Source organism: Seohaeicola nanhaiensis (assembly GCF_042654245.1).
Classification (GTDB): domain Bacteria; phylum Pseudomonadota; class Alphaproteobacteria; order Rhodobacterales; family Rhodobacteraceae; genus Seohaeicola_A; species Seohaeicola_A nanhaiensis.
In genome coordinates, this window is sequence record NZ_JBHSGI010000033.1 from 457,411 (window position 1) to 475,266 (window position 17,856).

The 17,856-nt window shown below is 67.8% G+C and carries 17 protein-coding genes; 6 read left to right on the forward strand and 11 right to left on the reverse strand.

Features of this window, described 5'->3' with window-relative positions:
• Positions 1 to 34: 34 nt before the first annotated feature.
• A complete protein-coding gene (locus ACFO5X_RS23440) occupies positions 35 to 2,368 on the forward strand; it encodes a Tex family protein (protein ID WP_380722140.1) in 2,334 nt (777 codons plus the stop codon).
• Positions 2,369 to 2,436: 68 nt separating this feature from the next.
• On the opposite strand, the gene ACFO5X_RS23445 is transcribed toward ACFO5X_RS23440, so the two are convergent.
• On the reverse strand, positions 2,437 to 3,612 hold the full coding sequence (locus ACFO5X_RS23445) for an acetyl-CoA C-acyltransferase family protein (RefSeq protein WP_380722142.1): 1,176 nt from the start codon (positions 3,610 to 3,612) through the stop codon (positions 2,437 to 2,439).
• Between the two features lie 125 nt (positions 3,613 to 3,737).
• Between ACFO5X_RS23445 and ACFO5X_RS23450 the strand changes: the two genes are divergently transcribed.
• The 5 genes from ACFO5X_RS23450 to ACFO5X_RS23470 all read left to right on the forward strand — a co-directional run bounded on the left by ACFO5X_RS23450 (position 3,738) and on the right by ACFO5X_RS23470 (position 8,306).
• Positions 3,738 to 4,304: a helix-turn-helix domain-containing protein gene (locus tag ACFO5X_RS23450; protein WP_380722144.1), complete on the forward strand. Its 567-nt coding sequence runs from the start codon at positions 3,738 to 3,740 to the stop codon at positions 4,302 to 4,304.
• A 220-nt stretch (positions 4,305 to 4,524) separates the two neighbouring features.
• Positions 4,525 to 5,712: a glycine C-acetyltransferase gene (locus tag ACFO5X_RS23455; RefSeq protein ID WP_380722146.1), complete on the forward strand. Its 1,188-nt coding sequence runs from the start codon at positions 4,525 to 4,527 to the stop codon at positions 5,710 to 5,712.
• A complete protein-coding gene (locus ACFO5X_RS23460) occupies positions 5,709 to 6,329 on the forward strand; it encodes a class I SAM-dependent methyltransferase (protein ID WP_380722148.1) in 621 nt (206 codons plus the stop codon). Before ACFO5X_RS23455 ends, ACFO5X_RS23460 begins: the two co-directional genes overlap by 4 nt.
• Entirely contained in the window at positions 6,319 to 7,356 is a 1,038-nt protein-coding gene (gene tdh, locus ACFO5X_RS23465) for an L-threonine 3-dehydrogenase (protein WP_380722150.1), read from the forward strand. The genes ACFO5X_RS23460 and tdh overlap by 11 nt, the downstream gene beginning before the upstream one ends.
• The gene (locus ACFO5X_RS23470; RefSeq protein ID WP_380722152.1) at positions 7,356 to 8,306 is read left to right on the forward strand and encodes a PLP-dependent cysteine synthase family protein; all 951 of its coding nucleotides are present in this window, start codon (positions 7,356 to 7,358) and stop codon (positions 8,304 to 8,306) included. Before tdh ends, ACFO5X_RS23470 begins: the two co-directional genes overlap by 1 nt.
• A gap of 158 nt (positions 8,307 to 8,464) precedes the next feature.
• Here ACFO5X_RS23470 and ACFO5X_RS23475 read toward each other — a convergent pair whose 3' ends face one another.
• From ACFO5X_RS23475 to ubiE, 10 genes are all read right to left on the reverse strand, one after another.
• Positions 8,465 to 9,553 (reverse strand): Zn-dependent alcohol dehydrogenase, encoded by a 1,089-nt coding sequence (locus tag ACFO5X_RS23475; protein ID WP_380722154.1) that lies wholly within the window; start codon positions 9,551 to 9,553, stop codon positions 8,465 to 8,467.
• 68 nt (positions 9,554 to 9,621) lie between these two features.
• Positions 9,622 to 10,821, reverse strand: a complete 1,200-nt coding sequence (locus ACFO5X_RS23480; RefSeq protein WP_380722156.1) for a TCR/Tet family MFS transporter — start codon at positions 10,819 to 10,821, stop codon at positions 9,622 to 9,624.
• A gap of 5 nt (positions 10,822 to 10,826) precedes the next feature.
• Positions 10,827 to 12,155 carry a lyase family protein gene (locus tag ACFO5X_RS23485; protein WP_380722158.1) on the reverse strand — a complete coding sequence of 443 codons (1,329 nt, stop codon included), beginning with the start codon at positions 12,153 to 12,155 and terminating at the stop codon, positions 10,827 to 10,829.
• Positions 12,155 to 12,871 carry an alpha/beta fold hydrolase gene (locus ACFO5X_RS23490; protein WP_380722160.1) on the reverse strand — a complete coding sequence of 239 codons (717 nt, stop codon included), beginning with the start codon at positions 12,869 to 12,871 and terminating at the stop codon, positions 12,155 to 12,157. Before ACFO5X_RS23490 ends, ACFO5X_RS23485 begins: the two co-directional genes overlap by 1 nt.
• Positions 12,871 to 13,437 (reverse strand): protocatechuate 3,4-dioxygenase subunit alpha, encoded by a 567-nt coding sequence (pcaG, locus tag ACFO5X_RS23495; RefSeq protein ID WP_380722162.1) that lies wholly within the window; start codon positions 13,435 to 13,437, stop codon positions 12,871 to 12,873. The genes ACFO5X_RS23490 and pcaG overlap by 1 nt, the downstream gene beginning before the upstream one ends.
• 1 nt (position 13,438) lies before the next feature.
• On the reverse strand, positions 13,439 to 14,149 hold the full coding sequence (gene pcaH / locus ACFO5X_RS23500) for a protocatechuate 3,4-dioxygenase subunit beta (protein WP_380722164.1): 711 nt from the start codon (positions 14,147 to 14,149) through the stop codon (positions 13,439 to 13,441).
• A complete protein-coding gene (gene pcaC, locus ACFO5X_RS23505; RefSeq protein ID WP_380722166.1) occupies positions 14,146 to 14,526 on the reverse strand; it encodes a 4-carboxymuconolactone decarboxylase in 381 nt (126 codons plus the stop codon). The genes pcaH and pcaC overlap by 4 nt, the downstream gene beginning before the upstream one ends.
• Positions 14,519 to 15,307, reverse strand: a complete 789-nt coding sequence (gene pcaD / locus ACFO5X_RS23510; protein WP_380722168.1) for a 3-oxoadipate enol-lactonase — start codon at positions 15,305 to 15,307, stop codon at positions 14,519 to 14,521. Before pcaD ends, pcaC begins: the two co-directional genes overlap by 8 nt.
• Positions 15,308 to 15,494: 187 nt before the next feature.
• A complete protein-coding gene (gene ubiB / locus ACFO5X_RS23515; protein WP_380722170.1) occupies positions 15,495 to 17,027 on the reverse strand; it encodes a 2-polyprenylphenol 6-hydroxylase in 1,533 nt (510 codons plus the stop codon).
• Positions 17,028 to 17,074: 47 nt separating this feature from the next.
• Positions 17,075 to 17,827 carry a bifunctional demethylmenaquinone methyltransferase/2-methoxy-6-polyprenyl-1,4-benzoquinol methylase UbiE gene (gene ubiE / locus ACFO5X_RS23520; RefSeq protein WP_380722172.1) on the reverse strand — a complete coding sequence of 251 codons (753 nt, stop codon included), beginning with the start codon at positions 17,825 to 17,827 and terminating at the stop codon, positions 17,075 to 17,077.
• Positions 17,828 to 17,856: the final 29 nt, after the last annotated feature.

Here is a 17,856-nt window from a genome sequence, read left to right on the forward strand (position 1 = left end):
TGTAGGCGCTCCACAGGCAGAGAAGAGGTTTTGCATGGATCGCGCCGCCCGCATCAACCAGACCATCGGGACCGAGATCGGTGCCGCCGCAGCGCAGGTCGCCGCCGCCGTGCGGCTGCTCGACGAAGGCGCCACGGTGCCTTTCGTCGCGCGCTATCGCAAGGAGGTGACCGGCGGGCTGGACGACACGCAATTGCGGATGCTGGCCGACCGGCTGGGTTATCTGCGCGAGATGGATGACCGGCGCGATGCGATTCTCAAGTCGATCTCGGAGCAGGGCAAGCTGACCGACGACCTTTCTCGCTCTATTGCTGGCGCCGCCACCAAGGCCGAGCTTGAGGACATCTACCTGCCCTACAAGCCAAAGCGCCGGACCAAGGCGATGATCGCCCGCGAGAACGGCCTGGAGCCGCTGCGCGATGCCATTCTGGCCGACCGCGCCGCCGATCCCGAGACGCTGGCGGGTGCCTATGTGACCGAGGCGGTGCCCACGGTGAAAGACGCGCTGAACGGCGCACGCGATATCCTGACCGAGGAACTGGCCGAGAATGCCGGGCTGCTCGGCGATTTGCGCGCCTTCCTGCAGAAGGAGGCGCTGCTGACATCGCGCGTGGTCGAAGGGCAGGAGGAGAAGGGGGCCAAGTTCTCGGACTATTTCGCCCATACCGAACGCTGGGCCGATGTGCCCTCGCACCGGGCGCTTGCGAGGATGCGGGCCTGGAAGGAGGGCGTGGTGCATCTCGACATTGCGCCCGACGCCGAGACCGGCCAGCCCCGCTGCGAGGCGATGATCGCCGCGCGCCTGCAGGCCGACAGCAACCGGCCCGGCGATGTCTGGCTGCGCAGCGTCGCCAGCTGGACCTGGCGCATCAAGCTGGCCACCTCGATGATGCTGGACCTGATGGGCGACCTGCGCGCTCGCGCGCAGGACGAGGCCATCGCCGTCTTTGCCCGCAACCTGAAGGATCTGCTCCTGGCCGCCCCGGCCGGCGCGCGGCCGACGCTGGGCCTTGATCCGGGCATCCGCACCGGGGTCAAGGCCGCCGTGGTCGATGCCACCGGCAAGCTGGTGGCGACCGAGACGCTGTATCCGTTCCAGCCCAAGAACGATCTGCGCGGCGCGCAGGGCACGATCATGGCGCTGATCGCGAAACACGGTATCCAGCTGATCGCCATCGGCAATGGCACCGCGTCCCGCGAGACGGAAAAGCTGGTGGCCGACACGCTGGCGATGCTGCCATCCGGTGTTCAGAAGCCGACCAAGGTGATCGTCAGCGAGGCCGGCGCCTCGGTCTATTCCGCCTCGGAGCTTGCGGCGCGGGAGTTCCCCGACCTTGACGTGTCCCTGCGCGGGGCGGTGTCGATTGCCCGGCGCCTGCAGGACCCGCTGGCCGAGCTGGTCAAGATCGAACCCAAGAGCATCGGTGTCGGCCAGTATCAGCACGACGTCGATCAGCACCGTCTGGCGAAATCGCTGGAAGCGGTGGTCGAGGACGCGGTGAACGCGGTGGGCGTCGATCTCAACACCGCCTCGGCGCCTTTGCTGGCCCATGTCTCGGGCCTTGGCCCCGGTCTGGCTGAGGCCATCGTGTTTCACCGCGACGCCCATGGCGCCTTTGCCGCGCGGCAGGATCTGCTGAAGGTCGCGCGCCTTGGCCCCCGCGCCTTCGAGCAATGCGCGGGCTTCCTGCGTATCCGTGACGGGGCAGAGCCGCTCGACGCCTCTGCCGTGCACCCCGAGGCCTATGATCTAGCCCGCCGGATCGTTGCTGCCTGCGGACGCGATCTGCGCGCGATCCAGGCCGATCCGAACCTGCTGCGCGGTCTCTCGCCGGAACGTTTCGCCGACGACCGGTTCGGCCTGCCGACAGTACGCGATATCCTGTCGGAGCTGGAAAAGCCGGGGCGCGATCCGCGCCCGACCTTCAAGACCGCGACCTTTGCCGAGGGCGTGAACGACATCAAGGATCTGAAACCGGGGATGCGGCTGGAAGGCACGGTGACCAACGTTGCCGCCTTCGGGGCCTTCGTCGATATCGGCGTGCATCAGGACGGGCTGGTACATGTCAGCCAGCTGGCCGACCGGTTCGTGAAGGATCCGCACGAGGTGGTGAAGGCGGGCGACGTGGTGCAGGTGCGCGTGACCGAGGTGGATGTGCCGCGCAAGCGCATCGGGCTGACCATGAAGAAAGATGGCGGAAGTTCGGCCCGCGAGGACCGGGCAGCGCGCGATGCCGAACCGCGGGGCCAGCGGCGTGACGGGCCGCGCAAGACGGTTGCGAAGGGCGGTGCCTCTGCCGGACCGAAAGGCAGCGACAGTCCCGGCGCTTTGGGGGCGGCGCTGCTGAACGCCTTCAAGAAGACGTGAAAAAGGCCGGGGGTTCGCCACCCCCGGCCTATCGCTTGCAACGCGGGGGATTGCCCCCGCCCGATCTCCTACAGACGTTCAATTGCCAGAGCGATGCCCTGTCCGCCACCGATGCACATGGTGATGAGGCCGCGCTTGCCGCCGGTGCGCTCGAGCTCATAGAGCGTCTTGATGGTGATGATCGCGCCGGTTGCGCCGACCGGGTGGCCGAGCGCGATGGCGCCGCCGTTGGGGTTGACCTTGCCGGTATCCAGCCCGAGTTCGCGGTTGACCGCGATGGCCTGGGCGGCGAAGGCCTCGTTGCTTTCGATCACGTCGAAATCCCCGGCCGTCAGCCCGATCTTCTTCAGCAGGTTCTGGACGGCGGGGATGGGGCCGATGCCCATGACCTCGGGACGCACGCCGGCATGGGCATAGCCGAGGATCCGCGCCTTGGGTTTCAGCCCGGCCTTCTCGGCCGCATCGGCCGTCGCCAGCACCAGCGCCGCGGCACCGTCGTTGATGCCGCTGGCGTTGCCGGCGGTCACGGTTCCGTCCTTCTTGAAGGCCGGCCGCAGACCGGCGAGCGCCTCGGCGGTGGTCTGCTTGGGGTGTTCGTCCACGGTGAAGGGCACCTTCTCGCGCTTCACCATCACCTCGACCGGGGCGATCTGGCTTTGGAAGTAGCCGGCCGCGATGGCTGCCGCCGCCCGCTGCTGCGAGACCAGCGCAAAGGCGTCCTGATCGTCGCGGGTGATCTGATGCTCGCCCGCCACGTTCTCGGCGGTGATACCCATGTGGCCGGTGCCGAAGGGGCAGTTCAGCGTGCCCAGCATCATGTCGAGCGCCTTGATATCACCCATCTTCTGGCCCCAGCGGGCCGCCGGCATGATGTAGGGGCTGCGCGACATGCTTTCGGCGCCGCCGGCGAGGGCGAAGGCGGCGTCGCCCAGCAAAAGCGACTGCATCGCCGAGACGATGGCCTGAGCGCCCGACCCGCAGAGGCGGTTCACGTTCATTGCCGGGGTGCTTTCGGGAATGCCGGCCTGCATTGCCGCTACGCGCGACAGATACATGTCCTTCGGCTCGGTGTTGATGACGTGGCCGAACACCACGTGGCCGATCTGGCCGGCCTCGACCCCCGCCCGCTCCAGCGCCGCCTCGGTCGCCACGGTGGCCAGGTCGGTGGGCGCGGTGCTGGCCAGGGCGCCGCCAAAGCTGCCGATGGCGGTGCGCGCGCCGTCCAGAATCACGATATCCGTCATGTCTCGTCTCCTCATCGATTCGCCAAAGTATGCGCGGTGCCGCAGCGCGGCGCCAGAGCCTGTGCCGTGGCGTCAAACGGCCGCCGGACGTTGACAGAAGGCGCCGCAGGCACGACAAATCCGCCATGACGGACAGCGCCGACGATATCCTGAACCGCTTGCCCGCCCGCCTGAAGGAGGCGCGGCGCGCGCAGGGGCTGTCGCTCGAGGCGGTCGCCAATCTTTCGGGCGTCTCGCGCTCGATGGTCAGCCAGATCGAACGGGGCGAATCGAGTCCGACCATCGCCACGCTGTGGAACCTGACGCGTGCGCTGCAGGTCGATTTCGCTGGCCTGCTGGATGGCGAGGCCGCGCGCGACCGGATCGACGTGCTGCGCGCCGCCGAGGCGCCGACCATCGACAATCGGGGCGAGGGCTGCCGCATCCGCATCCTGTCGCCCCCCGAAGAGGCAGGGCATCACGAGCTTTACGAGCTGATCCTTGCGGACCGGGGTGTGCTCGACAGCCAGCCTCATGCGCGGGGCGCGCGCGAGCAGCTGACGGTGATCGAAGGCCGGGTCAGCGTCACCTCGGGCAGCGCCGAAACACATCTGGAGACGGGGGATTCCGCCCGATATGCCGCCGACGTCCCCCACCGGATCGCCGCCACCGGCGGCCCGGCCCGCGCCTTGCTGGTGGTCAAGGACGCCTGAGGACACCCGCACAGGGCCTGGCCCTTCTCTGGTTTCCAAATACCTTCGGGGGGCCGCCCGGCACGGGCGGCGGGGGCAGAGCCCCCATGCGCCCGCAGCGTTAGCAAAGGCGTCGAAAGGAGGGGGGAATCCGTTTTCACGGATTATCTTCCGTCAAAAAGAACTTCCCCTATTCCGGAATCGCCTCCGTAATGGTAGAAGTAGCTCGAAGGAGTCCGCGATGTCCCAAGCCTTTCTGTCCCGTCTCACCGAGACCCTCGCCCAGATCGAGGCAGACGGCCTCACCAAGCGCGAGAGACTGATCTCGTCGCCTCAAGGCGGTCATATCACCGTACAGGGGCGCGAGGTGCTGAACCTCTGCGCCAACAACTATCTCGGGCTGGCCGACCACCCCGACCTGATCGCCGCCGCGCGCGAAGAGATGGACCGGCGCGGGTTCGGCATGGCCTCGGTGCGGTTCATCTGCGGCACACAGGACATCCACCGCGAACTGGAAACCGCGCTGGCGCGGTTTCTTGGTACGGACGATTCGATCCTGTTCGCCGCCTGTTTCGATGCCAATGGCGGCCTGTTCGAACCGCTGCTGGGCGAGGAGGACGCAGTGATCTCGGACGCGCTGAACCATGCGAGCATCATCGACGGCATCCGTCTTTGCAAGGCGCGGCGCTATCGCTACGCCAATTCCGACATGGGCGATCTGGAGGCGCAGCTGAAGAAGGCCCGCGCCGAGGGCGCGCGCACTGTCATGATCGCCACAGACGGCGTGTTCTCGATGGACGGCTATCTGGCGAAGCTGGCTGAGATCCGCGCGCTGGCCGACCGGTATGACGCCGTGGTGATGGTGGACGACTGTCACGCCACCGGTTTCATGGGGCCGCAGGGGCGCGGCACGCCGGCCCACGCCGGAGTGCAGGCGGATATCCTGACTGGCACGCTGGGCAAGGCGCTGGGCGGAGCCATCGGCGGTTATATCGCGGGGCCGCAACCTGTCATTGACCTGCTGCGCCAGCGCGCGCGGCCTTATCTCTTTTCCAATTCGCTGCCACCCGCCATTGTCGCCGCCGGCCTTGCCGCGCTGAAGCTGGTGGAGGCGGGCGACGACCTGCGCGCGCAGTTGTTCGAGAACGCCCGTTACTGGCGTGCGGGGCTTGAAGCGCTGGGGTTCGACCTGCTGCCGGGCGAGCATCCGATCATTCCGGTCATGCTGGGCGAGGCCCGGCTTGCGCAGGAGATGGCGGCGCGGCTGTTCGAGGAAGGCGTCTACGTCTCCGGCTTCTTCTTCCCCGTGGTGCCGCATGGCAAGGCGCGCATCCGCACCCAGATGAATGCCGCGCTGACCCGGGCGGACCTGGACATGGCGCTCGCGGCATTCAAATCCGCCGGTTCGGCCTGCGGGGTGATCCGATGACCGATCTCAGCAAGGCCGCGCTTGCCGTTTATGCGGGCAATGCCGACAGGCTGATCGAGGCCTACGAGGCGGTGAACGCCGACCAGATCTTCGCGCCCTTTCTCGACCTGCTACCCGGTGCCGGCGCCACCGCGCTCGATATCGGCACCGGCACCGGGCGCGACGCTGCCTGGCTGGCTGCGCGCGGCCTCGCAGTGACCGCCGTAGAGCCGACCGAGGGCCTGCGCGCCGCCGGCATCACCCGCCACGGTGCGACGCTTGAATGGATGGACGACATCCTGCCCAACCTGCCCGGCCTTGGCGCCCGGACCTTCGACCTGGTGGTGGTGAATGCGGTCTGGCACCATCTCGGCGACGCCGAGCGCGACCGCGCCGCCCGCAGGCTGGCCGCGCTCTTGCGGTCAGACGGGCTGATCCTTCTGTCGCTGCGTCATGGCCCTGAGCATCCGGGCCAGCCGGTTGTCGCGCTGGAGGCGACCGCCGAGGTCGACCGTCTCGCTGCGGCCGGGCTTCGGCTGGTGCGGCAGGAGACCCCTGATCCACATCAGGGCCAAAATCGCGCCGCTGGTGTGACTTGGATCTGGCTGGCCCTAAGGAGGGATGAAAATGACCAATGAAATGAAAGCCCTCGTCAAGGCCGAACCGCGCGAAGGGCTGTGGATGCAGACCGCGCCTGTACCCGAAATCGGCCCGGACGATGTGCTGATCCGGATCAACAAGACGGGCATTTGCGGCACCGATATCCACATCTGGAACTGGGATGACTGGGCGCAGAGGACGGTGCCCGTGCCGCTGATCACCGGGCATGAATTCGCCGGCGAGATCGTCGAGATCGGGAAGAACGTCGAGGGGCTGGAGATCGGGCAGCGCTGTTCGGGCGAAGGGCACCTGATCGGCAAGACCTCGCGCCAGAGCCGGGCCGGCAAGTTCCATCTCGACCCGGCCACGCGCGGGATCGGGGTGAACGAGCAGGGGGCCTTTGCACAGTATCTGCGTCTGCCGGCCTTCAACGTCGTCCCGCTGCCCGACGAGATCCCGGACGAGATCGGGGCGATTCTCGACCCGCTCGGGAACGCGGTGCATACGGCGCTGAGTTTCGACTTGGTGGGCGAGGATGTGCTGATCACCGGCGCGGGACCCATCGGAATCATGGCGGCGGCGGTTGCGCGCCATGTGGGGGCGCGGCATGTCGTCATCACCGACGTGAATCCGGCGCGGCTCGACCTCGCCGCGAAGGTGGCGGATGTGGTGCCGGTGAACGTGGCGCGGGAGGATCTGAAGGAGACCATCGCCCGGCTGAAGATGAAGCAGGGCTTTGACGTGGGCCTCGAGATGTCGGGCAATCAGCAGGCGCTCGACCAGATGGTCGAGGCGATGACGATGGGCGGTCGGATCGCCATGCTGGGCATCCCGCCAGGCAAGTCTCCGGTGGACTGGAGCCGGATCGTGTTCAAGGCCATCACCATCAAGGGGGTCTACGGGCGCGAGATCTTCGAGACCTGGTACAAGATGATCGCCATGTTGCAGAACGGGCTGGATGTTTCGGCGGTGATCACGCACCGTTTCCACGTGGACGATTTCCGGGAGGGGTTCATGGCGATGAAATCCGGGCAGAGCGGCAAGGTCGTGCTGGACTGGACCTGATGGAGTCGATCCTCGACGTCATCGGCAACACGCCCTCGGTCTGGCTGGACCGGCTGTGCGCCGCGCACGGCGTCGAGGGGCGGATCCTGGCGAAGCTCGACTATCTGAACCCCGGATTCTCCAAGAAGGACCGGGCCGCGCTGGGGATCATCCGGGCGGCCACGGCAGACGGGACGCTGGCACCCGGTCAGCCGGTGGTCGAGCTGACCAGCGGCAACATGGGTACCGGCCTTGCCATCGTCTGCACCCAGATGGGCCACCCCTTCATCGCGGTGATGAGCCGGGGCAACTCGCCCGAACGCGCTCGCATGATGCGGGCGCTGGGGGCGGAGGTGGTGCTGGTCGACCAGGCGAAGGGATCGCGGGTAGGGGAAGTGTCGGGCGCGGACCTCGCGCTGGTCGAGGCCGAGGCGCAGCGGATCACTGTTGAGCGAGGCGCCTTCCGCGCCGATCAGTTCAATCATCCGGGCAACGCGGCGGCGCATGAGGCGACGACGGGGCCGGAGTTGTGGCGCGATAGCGGGGGAAGCCTTACCGCCTTTGCCGATTTCGCCGGCTCGGGTGGCAGCTATGGCGGCACGATCCGCGCGCTGAAGCGGCTGAACCCTGCGCTGCGGGGCTATGTCGTCGAGCCAGAGGGCGCTGCGGCCATTGCTGGGGGCGCCGTCACCGACCCTGCGCATCCGATCCAGGGCGGGGGCTACGCCATGGGCGACCTCACCCAGATGCGCGGGGCACCGGTGGACGGGTTCCTGACCGTGAGCGGCGCAGCCGCGCGGGAGACGGCCCGCGATCTGGCGCGGGTCGAGGGGATTTTTGCCGGGTTCTCGGCCGGCGCCAACGTGGCCGCTGCACTTGACCTGCTGGGGGGAGCAGAGTGCGGCGGCGCTATTGGCGTGGTCATCTGCGACAGCGGGCTCAAGTATCTCTCGACCGATCTCTGGGACTGAAGACCGGGGCGAGGGCTGCGCCCCGTCGCGCCTGCGGCGCGATGCCTTCGGCGAGGATATTTGGAGCAAGAGGAAAAGGGGCCCGCTTTTCCTCTTGCCTGAAATATCCTGGGGGGCCGCCCGGAACGGGCGGCGGGGGCAAAGCCCCCTCTGACCCCTCAGCGCTTGAAGACGATGACGTTGCGCTTGGCCGCGCCGCCCAGCGTGTCGGCGATGGCCTCGTTGATCTGCTCCAGCGACCAGCGCCCGGAGATCAGCTCGTCGAGCTTGAGCCGGCCCTGCCGGTAAAGGTCGATCATCCAGGGGATGTCGCGCTTGATCACCACATTGCCCATCTTCGAGCCGACATAGCCCTGGCCGGCGTCGGCGAGGATGAGCGGGGAAAAGCTGGACTTCTGGTCGCCGTGGGGCATACCGACCATGACCACGCGGCCCGAGTTGGCCAGATAACGCGGCGCCTGGTCGTAGACGGCTGCGACGCCGACCGTCACCAACACTACGTCGGCGCCGCGGCCGAGAATTTTCTTCACATCGGCCCAGGGCTTGGCCGATTGGGCCGAGACGGTATCGGTTGCGCCGAATTCGCGGGCGATCTCGAGTTTTTCGTCCAGCATGTCGATGGCCACGATCCGCCGCGCTCCGGCGATACGCGCGCCCTGGATCGCGTTCAGCCCGACGCCCCCGGCGCCGATTACCACCACATCCTGGCCAACCCGAAGCCCGGCCGCGTTGACCGCTGCGCCTACGCCGGTGATCACGCCACAGGAGATCAGCGAGGCGACGTCCTTGCCGATGTCGTCGGGGATCGTCACGACCTGGCTTTGATCCACAACCACCTTTTCGGCGAAGGCGCCGCAGGCCATCGCTTGCAGCATCTTGTCCCCTGAGGCGGTGGTCAGCGGCCCGGCGGTGTCGTCGTGGCGCGTCTCGCAGGTGGTCAGGTGGCCCGACTGGCAGGAGGGACAGCCGCCGCAGGAGCGCACCAGCGTCACGCAGACGCTGTCGCCGACCGCGATGCCACTGACGCCCTCGCCCAGCGCCGTCACCCGGCCCGCGGCCTCATGGCCGTAGACGGCCGGCAAATGGCCGCCGAAGCCGCCCTGCTGGAAGGAGATGTCCGAATGGCAGATCGCCACCGCGTCGATCTCGACCTCGACCTGCCCGCGTGCGGGCGCGGCGAGATGCACCTCTTCGATGACCAGGGGCGTGTTGAACTCGTGGCACACGGCGGCGCGGATGGTTTGCATGACGGTCTCCTCGGATTGCTGGGCGCAGGTTAGCGGGACTGGCTCGTGCCGCAAGGGTGAAACGTGGCTCAGGCCGCAGCGGGCGGTGTCCGGCAGATGACCAGGATCGACAGGCCCAGCAGCAGCGCGGCCAGAACGAAGGGGGCACCGGGGAAGAAGACGCGCGCGCCCTCGGCCGTGAAGGCGGCGAAGGTCGTGGTCATGATCAGCGGCGACAGAATGGCCGCCATCGCGTGAACACTGGCGATGACACCCTGCAGCTCGCCCTGCGCATCGGCACCGGTGCGGCGCGAGAGCATTCCCTGCAGCGCCGGCATAGCCACGGCGCCAAGCGAGGCGATGGGCGTCAGGATCAGCGCCAGCGGGCCGGAGGTCACGACCGCCAGCATGACGCAGGCGAGCCCCTCGAAGACGATGCCCAGCACCGCCGTTCCACGTTCGCCCCGGCGAGCGATCAGCCAGCGCATCAAGAGGATCTGCACGGCCGCCGCGCCTATGCCGTAGAGCGCCAGCGACAGGCCAATCAGCTGCGGCGTCCAGCCGAAGCGGGCCTGTCCGAAATAGCTCCAGACCGAGGGATAAACATAGAGGGCGAGGTCGTAGAGGAAGAACACGATCAGAAGCTGGCGCAGTTCGGGGTGGGCGCCGATCTGGCGGAAGGCGCCCAGAGGGTTGGCCCGCCGCCAAGCGAAGGGGCGGCGGATCGCGTCGGTCACCGTCTCGCGCAGGACCAGCCAGCCGAACAGCAGGTTCAGCGCCGACAGGGCAGCGGCGGCATAGAAGGGGGCACGAGTGCCGTATTCGCCGAGCATCCCGCCCATCAGCGGACCGAGTACGAAGCCGATGCCGAACCCCGCGCCGATCAGTCCGAAATTGGCGGCCTTGTCCTCGGGGCGCGACACATCGGCCATATAGGCCGAGGCGGTGGCATGGGTGGCGGCGGTGATGCCGCCGACGATGCGGCCCAGCATCAGCAGCCAGATCGACCCGGACAGCGCCATCACCAGATAGTCCAGTGTCATGAACAGCAGCGAGACCAGCAGCACTGGGCGGCGGCCATATCGGTCGGAGAGCGCGCCCACCACGGGGCCGAAGAGGAACTGCATCAGGGCGAAGGCGGTCGCCAGCGCGCCGCCCCAGAGGGCGGCATTGGCCAGATCGCCGCCATGCACCTCGCGGATGAGGTCGGGCATGATCGGCATGATCAGCCCGATGCCCATTGCGTCGAGTACCACCGTCAGAACGATGAACAGGGTCCCCGGGCGCATGGGGGTCAGATCAGGGCGCGCACGGCCGCGGCAAAGGCCGTGGCTTCTTGGGGGGCCTGGCCTAGCTGACGAGACGGGTCGAAGACGGCGGCGTCGATCTGGGGAAAGTCGCGGGCGACCAGAGCGGAGAGAGGCGTCTGCGTGTCGAGCGCCTCTCGGCAGAGCGCCTTGACGGCGGCCTGTGCCTCGGGGCGGGGCAGGTGGTCGGTGAGGGCAAAGCTCATTGCCTCGGCATGGATCATGTCCAGTCCCTCGGACAGGGCGCGGGCCATGGCCTGCGGCGCCGGGGTAGTGCCCTGCGCCAGCGCCTTGCCGGTGCTCACGGCCGCCGCGGCGCCGAGTACGATCTGGGGAAGACAGAGCCATTCGGCGAACCAGGAGGCGCCGTCGCGCTGATGGCGCGGCATGGCCGCGCCGTGCAGCGTCGCCATCAGACCGCTGGCCTGGCGGCCCAGGGCCACGAGCACCGAGGGCGCCACGGGGTTCTGTTTCTGCGGCATGGTCGAGGAGGCACCGGCGCCGCCGAGGGCAATTTCGCCGATGCCGGTCATCACCAGTTCGGTGGCATCCTCGCCCAGCTTGCCAAGGGCAAGGGTCACGCGGACGCACCAGTCGGCGATGCGCAGGATCGGCGTGCGGTCGGCGTGCCAGCTGCGCCCCGGATCGGCAAGGTTCAGCGCAGCGGCGATATCGGCGCGCAGGGCCGGGGCCTCGGGACCGAGGGCGCCGGCGGTGCCGGCGGCGCCGGACAGCGAGACGAGCAGGCAGTCGCGGCGCAGGCCGTCCAGTTCGCCCAGCAGACCCAGGAGCGGGTTGCCCCATCCGGCGACGACGGCGCCGAAGCTGGTCGGGGTGGCGTGCTGGCCGTAGGTGCGGGCAGGCATCGGCAGGCGGGCGTGGGCCTCGGCCAGAGTGGCCAGCGCGTCGAGGGTCGCGCGCAGGTCGGTTTCGATCAGCGCCAGGCCCTGGCGCAGGCGCAGCATGAGACCGCTGTCGGAAATGTCCTGGCTGGTCGCGCCCCAATGGGCGAATTGCGCGTGTTCGGGCGCGGCCATGGCCTTGCGGAACTCGGTGACCAGGGCCGGGACGCTGACGCCGTTGGTCGCGGTTGCGCCCGCCATGGCGGCGGGGTCGATCAGTACCTCCATCGCCGCGCGCTGGATCGCCTTGGCGGAGTCGGCGGGGATGATGCCCCGCGCGCCCTGTGCCTTGGCCAATGCGCCCTCGACCAGCAGCATCGCGCGGATCTCGGCGCTGTCGGTGAACAGGCGTCCGACGTCACCCGCCGGAAAGAGGCGCCCGTAGAGGGCGCTGTCAAAGACCGAGCCTGCCATCAGCCGGCCTCGGCGATGCGCGAGAGAAGGGCGGCCAAGCCCTGCGGATCGGACAGGAAGGGAGAATGCCCGGTGGCCATCTCGTGGACGCGGTCGCGGGGCCAGTCGGCGGTCATCTCGTCCTGGTATTCGGGTGGTATGCAGTGGTCGTCCCGGCAGACGATGTAGGATTTCGGCACCGAGGCAAAGCGCTCGGTCACGGTGAGCGGTGTCGTCTGCGGCGGCAGCGCCTGCGCGCAGAGTTGGGCGACCGCGCGGTCGGCCACATCGGGCGCGCAGTCGTTGTAGAAGATGCCCGTGGCCAGGGCGGGGTCTACCGTCATGCTCAGCCCGTCGGCGCTGCGCCGGACAGCCGGCAGGATCGGATGGCGCGGCGCGCGTTTGCGCACGTCGACCATGCTGAGACCCGACTGAACCGGGATATAGGCGCAGAGGTAGATCAGGGCGCGCATTCCCTCCGGATCGGCCTCGGCCGCCGCCGAGATCGGAAAGCCGCCCCAGGAATGACCCACCACGACGGTTTCAGGCGTCGACGCCGCCAGTACGGCCGCGGCGCTGTCGGCCAGCGTCACGCGGTCGTGCGGCGTCGTGTCGGCGCCGTTGCCCGGCAGGTCGATGGCGCGCGCATCATGGCCCAGCGCGGCCAGAGCCGGGATCACGTCACGCCAGCACCACGCGCCGTGGCACGAGCCGTGGATCAGAAGGAAATCGGCCACTACATGTCCAGGAAGACGGTTTCGCCTTCGCCCTGCAACTGGATGTCAAAGCGGAAGGTCCCGTTGCCGGTGTCCTTCGCGATCAGCGTCTGGCGGCGGTTCTGATGCTCGAGCCGGGTCAGCAGTGGATCCTTCGAATGGTCGTCGCCTTCGAAATAGAGCCGCGTCTGCAGGCCGATGTTGATGCCCCGCGCCACGATCCAGACGCCGATATGGGGCGCCATGTTGCCCACCGCGCCGGGCTTGACGGTGGTCAGTTCCCATTCGCCCGTCTCGAAGTTCGAGGCGCGCCGCGCGAAACCCTGCGCGCCGGGGCCATACTTGCCATCGGCATCGGCCTGCCAGAATTCGACCATCACGTCGTTCAGTGCCTTTCCCACCCCGTCGCGCACGACGCCGGTGAGGGTGATCCGCTGGCCGGGCGCATCCTTCGGGAAGGGGGCCGCGCCCAGATCCTGGGCGTAGATCCCGTGGATGCCCACGAAATTCGGCGTGCAGCCGATGTGCACATAGGGGCCGGCGGTCTGAGAGGCGGATTCTGGCAGATATCCCAGCGGTTGCACCATCTTACAAACCCTCCATGCGGTTCTCGAACATCGTCTGGCGGTTGCCGCGGATGACGATGTCGAACTTGTAGGCCAGACAGTCGAGCGGCAGCGCGCGGCCCATGTCCAGCGGAGCGACCAGCCGGTCGATCGCCGCCTTGTCCGGGATCGTGTTGACGATCGGGCAGCGTGCGATCAGCGGATCGCCCTCGAAATACATCTGGGTGATGAGCCGCTGGCCGAAGCTCTGGCCGAACACCGAGAAGTGGATATGCATCGGCCGCCAGTCGTTGACCCCATTTGGCCAGGGATAGGCCCCGGGGCGGATGGTGAGGAACTCGTACGATCCATCCTCGGCCGAGATCGTGCGCCCGCATCCGCCGAAATTGGGGTCGAGCGGGGCAAGGTAGCCGTCCTTCTTGTGGCGATAGCGCCCGCCCGCGTTGGCCTGCCAGATCTCCACCAGCGCGCCGGGCACGCCGCGCCCGGTCTCGTCGAGCACGCGGCCGTGCACGATGATGCGCTCGCCGATGGCGGGCTGGCCGGTGAAGTTCAGAATCAGGTTGTTGTCGAGTTCGCCCAGCAGGTCATGGCCGAAAACCGGTCCGGTCTGTTCGGTCGCGGTCGCGCTGCCCGAGATCAGGGCCAGACGCGGGCTGCGCGGCACGCTCGATTTGTAGGCCGGCGCATAGGGCAGCGGATGGTTGGCGCGGTTGCGCGGCATCAGGGTCATGCGTCGTTCTCCATCTCGGCATAGGTCGCCTTTGCAAGTTTCAGCGCGTGGTTGGCCTTGGGCACCCCGGCATAGATCGCCACGTGCTGGAACACCTCCATCACGTCGGCCTTGCTCGCCCCGGTCCGCGCGGTGGCGCGGATATGCATCGGAATTTCCTCGAAATTTCCCATTGCTGCCAGGAGTGCAAGGGTCAGCATCGACCGCTCACGGCGGCTGATCGCGTCGCTGGCCCAGACAGTGCCCCAGGCACCTTCAGTGATCAGCGACTGGAACGGCAGGTCGAGGTCGGTCTTGTTTGCCTCGGCACGGTCGACATGGGCGTCGCCCAGCACCTCGCGGCGCACCTTCATGCCACGCTCGTAAGTCTCAGACATGGCCGACCTCCTTGAGGAAGGTCGTCAGCGCCGCCGCGTATTCTTCAGGTTGTTCGACGCAGGGCAGGTGTCCGGCCTTGCGGATCAGGTGGAACTTGGAGCCGGGGATCAGGTCGACGGTCTCGCGCACCAGATCGGGCGGGGTCGAGCCATCCTCGTCGCCCGCGATGCCGAGCGCCGGCAGGCGCAGGCTGGCGGTGGTGGTGTAGAAATCGGTGCCCGAGATCGCGGCGGAACAGCCAGCATAGCCGGCGGCAGGCTGGCGCACGAGCATGTTGCGCCAGATTTCGAGTTCGGGCGTGGCGCGGAACCCCCTGGAGAACCAGCGTTCCATCACCGCGTCGGCCAGGCTTTCGATGCCGCCCGCATTCACCGCATCAATCCGCTGTTTCCACATCTCGGCAGTGCCGATCTTGGCCCCGGTGTTGGACAGGACCACGGCCCGCACGAGGTCGAGCCGCTTGACCGCCAGACCCTGGGCGATCATCCCGCCGATGGACAGGCCCACAAACGCGCAGTCCTTGACGTCCAGCAGGTCGAGCAGCCCCTCGGCGTCGCGCACCAGCGCGCCCATTGTGTAGGGGGCGCCGGGTTCGGACGAGAGACCGTGCCCGCGTTTGTCGTAGCGGATGAATTTCAGCCCCTTGGGCAGCAGCGGCAGGACCTTGTCCCAGAGGCGCAGGTCGGTGCCGAGCGAGTTGGCGAAGACCACCGGTGCGCCCTGCGGGTCGCCGTCGATGCGATAGTGCAACCGGACATCTCCCAGATCGGCTATCCGCATGGCCCCCCTCCTGTTTTGGCGTCGCGGGTATCTAAACGCTGGGGGCTTGCAAGGTAAAGATGTGCTCTGGGCGCAGGTTCCGTCGTCTACGCCTCATGGCCGGTGTGTTCGACGGGGGCTCTGCCCCCGCCGCGCCTGCGGCGCGACTCCCCCGAGGATATTTGGAAACCAGAGAAGAGGGGGAGGTTCAGGCCAGGTGTTCGATCACCGCCGCCAGCAGCGCGCCGAGGACGCCCGCCGCAAGGCCGGTCCAGACCAGCGCGGCGCGACCGTAACGGCGCGGGGGCGGCGGTGGGTTGGCCTGGGCGATCAGGGCGTTCTGGACCAGACCGGGCAGGCGCGGGCCGAAGCGGGCCAGCACAAGCGCCGTCTTGGCCAGATCCCGCGCCACGGCGCGGGGGCCGATGGACTGCTTGATGTAATCCTCGACCACGGGCCGCGCGACTTCCCAGATGTTGATATTGGGCGCAAGCGAGCGGGCCACGCCTTCGACCACCACCATGGTGCGCTGGAGCAGGATCAGTTCGGTGCGGGTTTCCATGCCGAAGCGCTCGGTCACCTCGAAGAGATAGGTCAGCAGGCGGCCCATGGAGATATGCGAGGCGTCCATGCCGAATATCGGTTCGCCCACCGCCCGCAGGGCGCGGGCGAATTCGTCGACGTCGCGGTCGGCGGGAACGTAGCCCGCCTCGAAATGCACCTCGGCGACGCGCTTGTAGTCGCGGCGGATGAAGCCGAAGAGGATCTCCGCATAGACGCGGCGGGTGTATTCGTCGATGTGCCCCATGATGCCGAAGTCATAGGCGATGATATCGCCGTTGGCCGCGACCTTGAGATTGCCCTGGTGCATGTCCGAATGGAAATAGCCGTCGCGCAGGGCGTGGAGCAGGAACAGGCGCAGCACCCTTTCGCCGAGCGCCCGGCGGTCGTGCCCGGCGGCGTCGAGCGCGGCATTGTCGCCCAGCGGAAGGCCATCGGCCCAGCCGAGCGTCATCACGCGGCGGCCGGAGTAGTTCCACTTGATCGGCGGCAGGCGGAAGCCGGCGTCGTCCTTGGTGTTGGCGGCAAATTCGCTGGCGGCGGCGCTTTCGAGCCGGAGGTCCAGTTCGCCTTTCACCACGCCGTCGAAATGGGTGATCACCTCCATCGGGCGCAGGCGGCGCGCGCCGGGCGCGAAGACCTCGATCATGCGGGCGGCAAAATAGAAGGCGTCGATGTCCTTGCGGAAGGCGCGTTCGATGCCGGGGCGGAGCACCTTGACCGCGACCTCTTCGCCGGTCTCGGCCAACCGGGCATGGTGGACCTGAGCGATGGAGGCGGCGGCGATGGGGTCGCTGAATTCGGAATACATCGCGGCGACCGGCTGGCCCAGCTCGCGTTCCACCTCGGCGCGGGCGAGCGCGGTGGGGAAGGGGGGCAGCTTGTCCTGCAGCACGCGCAACTGCACGGCCAGATCGTCGCCCACCACATCGGGACGGGTCGAGAGCACCTGGCCGAACTTGATGTAGGCGGGGCCAAGCGCGGTCAGCGCGCGGGTGGCGGGGGGCATCGTGGGGTCGCCGCGATAGCCGAGCCACATGAACGGCTTGCCCAGCAGCCGCGCGACCAGCCGCAGCAGGGGCGGCGCGTCATAGGCGTCGAGGATCACGTCCATCGCGCCGGTGCGTTCGAAGGTGGCGCCGGTGCGGATCAGGCGGATGATGTTGTGCGGGCCGCGCATTCAGAGGCCCCGGGCCGCAGGTCGGACGGGACGGTCTTTGGGGCGCATCACAACTTCCACCCCGAGTGCAGCGCGGCAATGCCCATGCTGAGGTTGCGGTATTTCGCCTGCTCGAAGCCGGCGGCGCGGACCATGTTCAGAAACGTCTCCTGATCCGGGAAGTTGCGGATCGATTCGACCAGATACTGATAGCTGTCGCGGTCCCCGGCGATCAGCTGACCCATGCGGGGGATCACGTTGAAGCTGTAGAGGTCGTAGAGCTTCTGCAGCCCCGCGTCGGGCAATTGCGAGAACTCCAGCACCATCAAACGCCCGCCGGGCTTCAGCACGCGGAAGGCCTCGTTCAGCGCCTCCTGGGGGCGGGTCACGTTCCGAATGCCGAAGGAGATAGTGTAGACGTCGAAGGTATTGTCCTCGAAGGGCAGGGCCATCGCGTCGCCCACCACCCAGTCCAGGCTGCCCTGCATCTGCGCGGCCTCGGCGCGCTTGCGGCCCTCCACCAGCATCGGCTCGGTCAGGTCGAGCACGGTGGCATGGCCGTGGCCCGCGCGCTTCAGGAAGCGGAAGGAGATATCGCCGGTGCCGCCGGCCACATCCAGCAGGCGCTGGCCGGGTCGGGGCGCCAGCCAGTCCATCATCGCATCCTTCCAGAGCCGGTGGATGCCGACGCTCATCACGTCGTTCATAATGTCGTATTTCGAGGCGACCGAGTTGAACACGCCCTGCACGCGCCCGGACTTTTCGCCCTCAGGAATGGTCTCGCGCCCGAAATGGGTGGTCTTGGGGGTGGTCTCGGTCATGCCCATATACCTGTCACTGGTCTAGTGGT

Coding starts and splice junctions, on each gene's coding strand:
- pcaD (WP_380722168.1), bottom strand. CDS start 15,307: ATGCGGATAGCCGATCTGGGAGATGTCCGGTTGCACTATCGCATCGAC.
- ACFO5X_RS23480 (WP_380722156.1), bottom strand. CDS start 10,821: ATGCGCCCGGGGACCCTGTTCATCGTTCTGACGGTGGTACTCGACGCA.
- ACFO5X_RS23440 (WP_380722140.1), top strand. CDS start 35: ATGGATCGCGCCGCCCGCATCAACCAGACCATCGGGACCGAGATCGGT.
- ACFO5X_RS23470 (WP_380722152.1), top strand. CDS start 7,356: ATGGAGTCGATCCTCGACGTCATCGGCAACACGCCCTCGGTCTGGCTG.
- ACFO5X_RS23460 (WP_380722148.1), top strand. CDS start 5,709: ATGACCGATCTCAGCAAGGCCGCGCTTGCCGTTTATGCGGGCAATGCC.
- ACFO5X_RS23445 (WP_380722142.1), bottom strand. CDS start 3,612: ATGACGGATATCGTGATTCTGGACGGCGCGCGCACCGCCATCGGCAGC.
- ubiB (WP_380722170.1), bottom strand. CDS start 17,027: ATGCGCGGCCCGCACAACATCATCCGCCTGATCCGCACCGGCGCCACC.
- pcaC (WP_380722166.1), bottom strand. CDS start 14,526: ATGTCTGAGACTTACGAGCGTGGCATGAAGGTGCGCCGCGAGGTGCTG.
- pcaH (WP_380722164.1), bottom strand. CDS start 14,149: ATGACCCTGATGCCGCGCAACCGCGCCAACCATCCGCTGCCCTATGCG.
- tdh (WP_380722150.1), top strand. CDS start 6,319: ATGACCAATGAAATGAAAGCCCTCGTCAAGGCCGAACCGCGCGAAGGG.
- ACFO5X_RS23485 (WP_380722158.1), bottom strand. CDS start 12,155: ATGGCAGGCTCGGTCTTTGACAGCGCCCTCTACGGGCGCCTCTTTCCG.
- pcaG (WP_380722162.1), bottom strand. CDS start 13,437: ATGGTGCAACCGCTGGGATATCTGCCAGAATCCGCCTCTCAGACCGCC.
- ubiE (WP_380722172.1), bottom strand. CDS start 17,827: ATGACCGAGACCACCCCCAAGACCACCCATTTCGGGCGCGAGACCATT.
- ACFO5X_RS23450 (WP_380722144.1), top strand. CDS start 3,738: ATGACGGACAGCGCCGACGATATCCTGAACCGCTTGCCCGCCCGCCTG.
- ACFO5X_RS23455 (WP_380722146.1), top strand. CDS start 4,525: ATGTCCCAAGCCTTTCTGTCCCGTCTCACCGAGACCCTCGCCCAGATC.
- ACFO5X_RS23475 (WP_380722154.1), bottom strand. CDS start 9,553: ATGCAAACCATCCGCGCCGCCGTGTGCCACGAGTTCAACACGCCCCTG.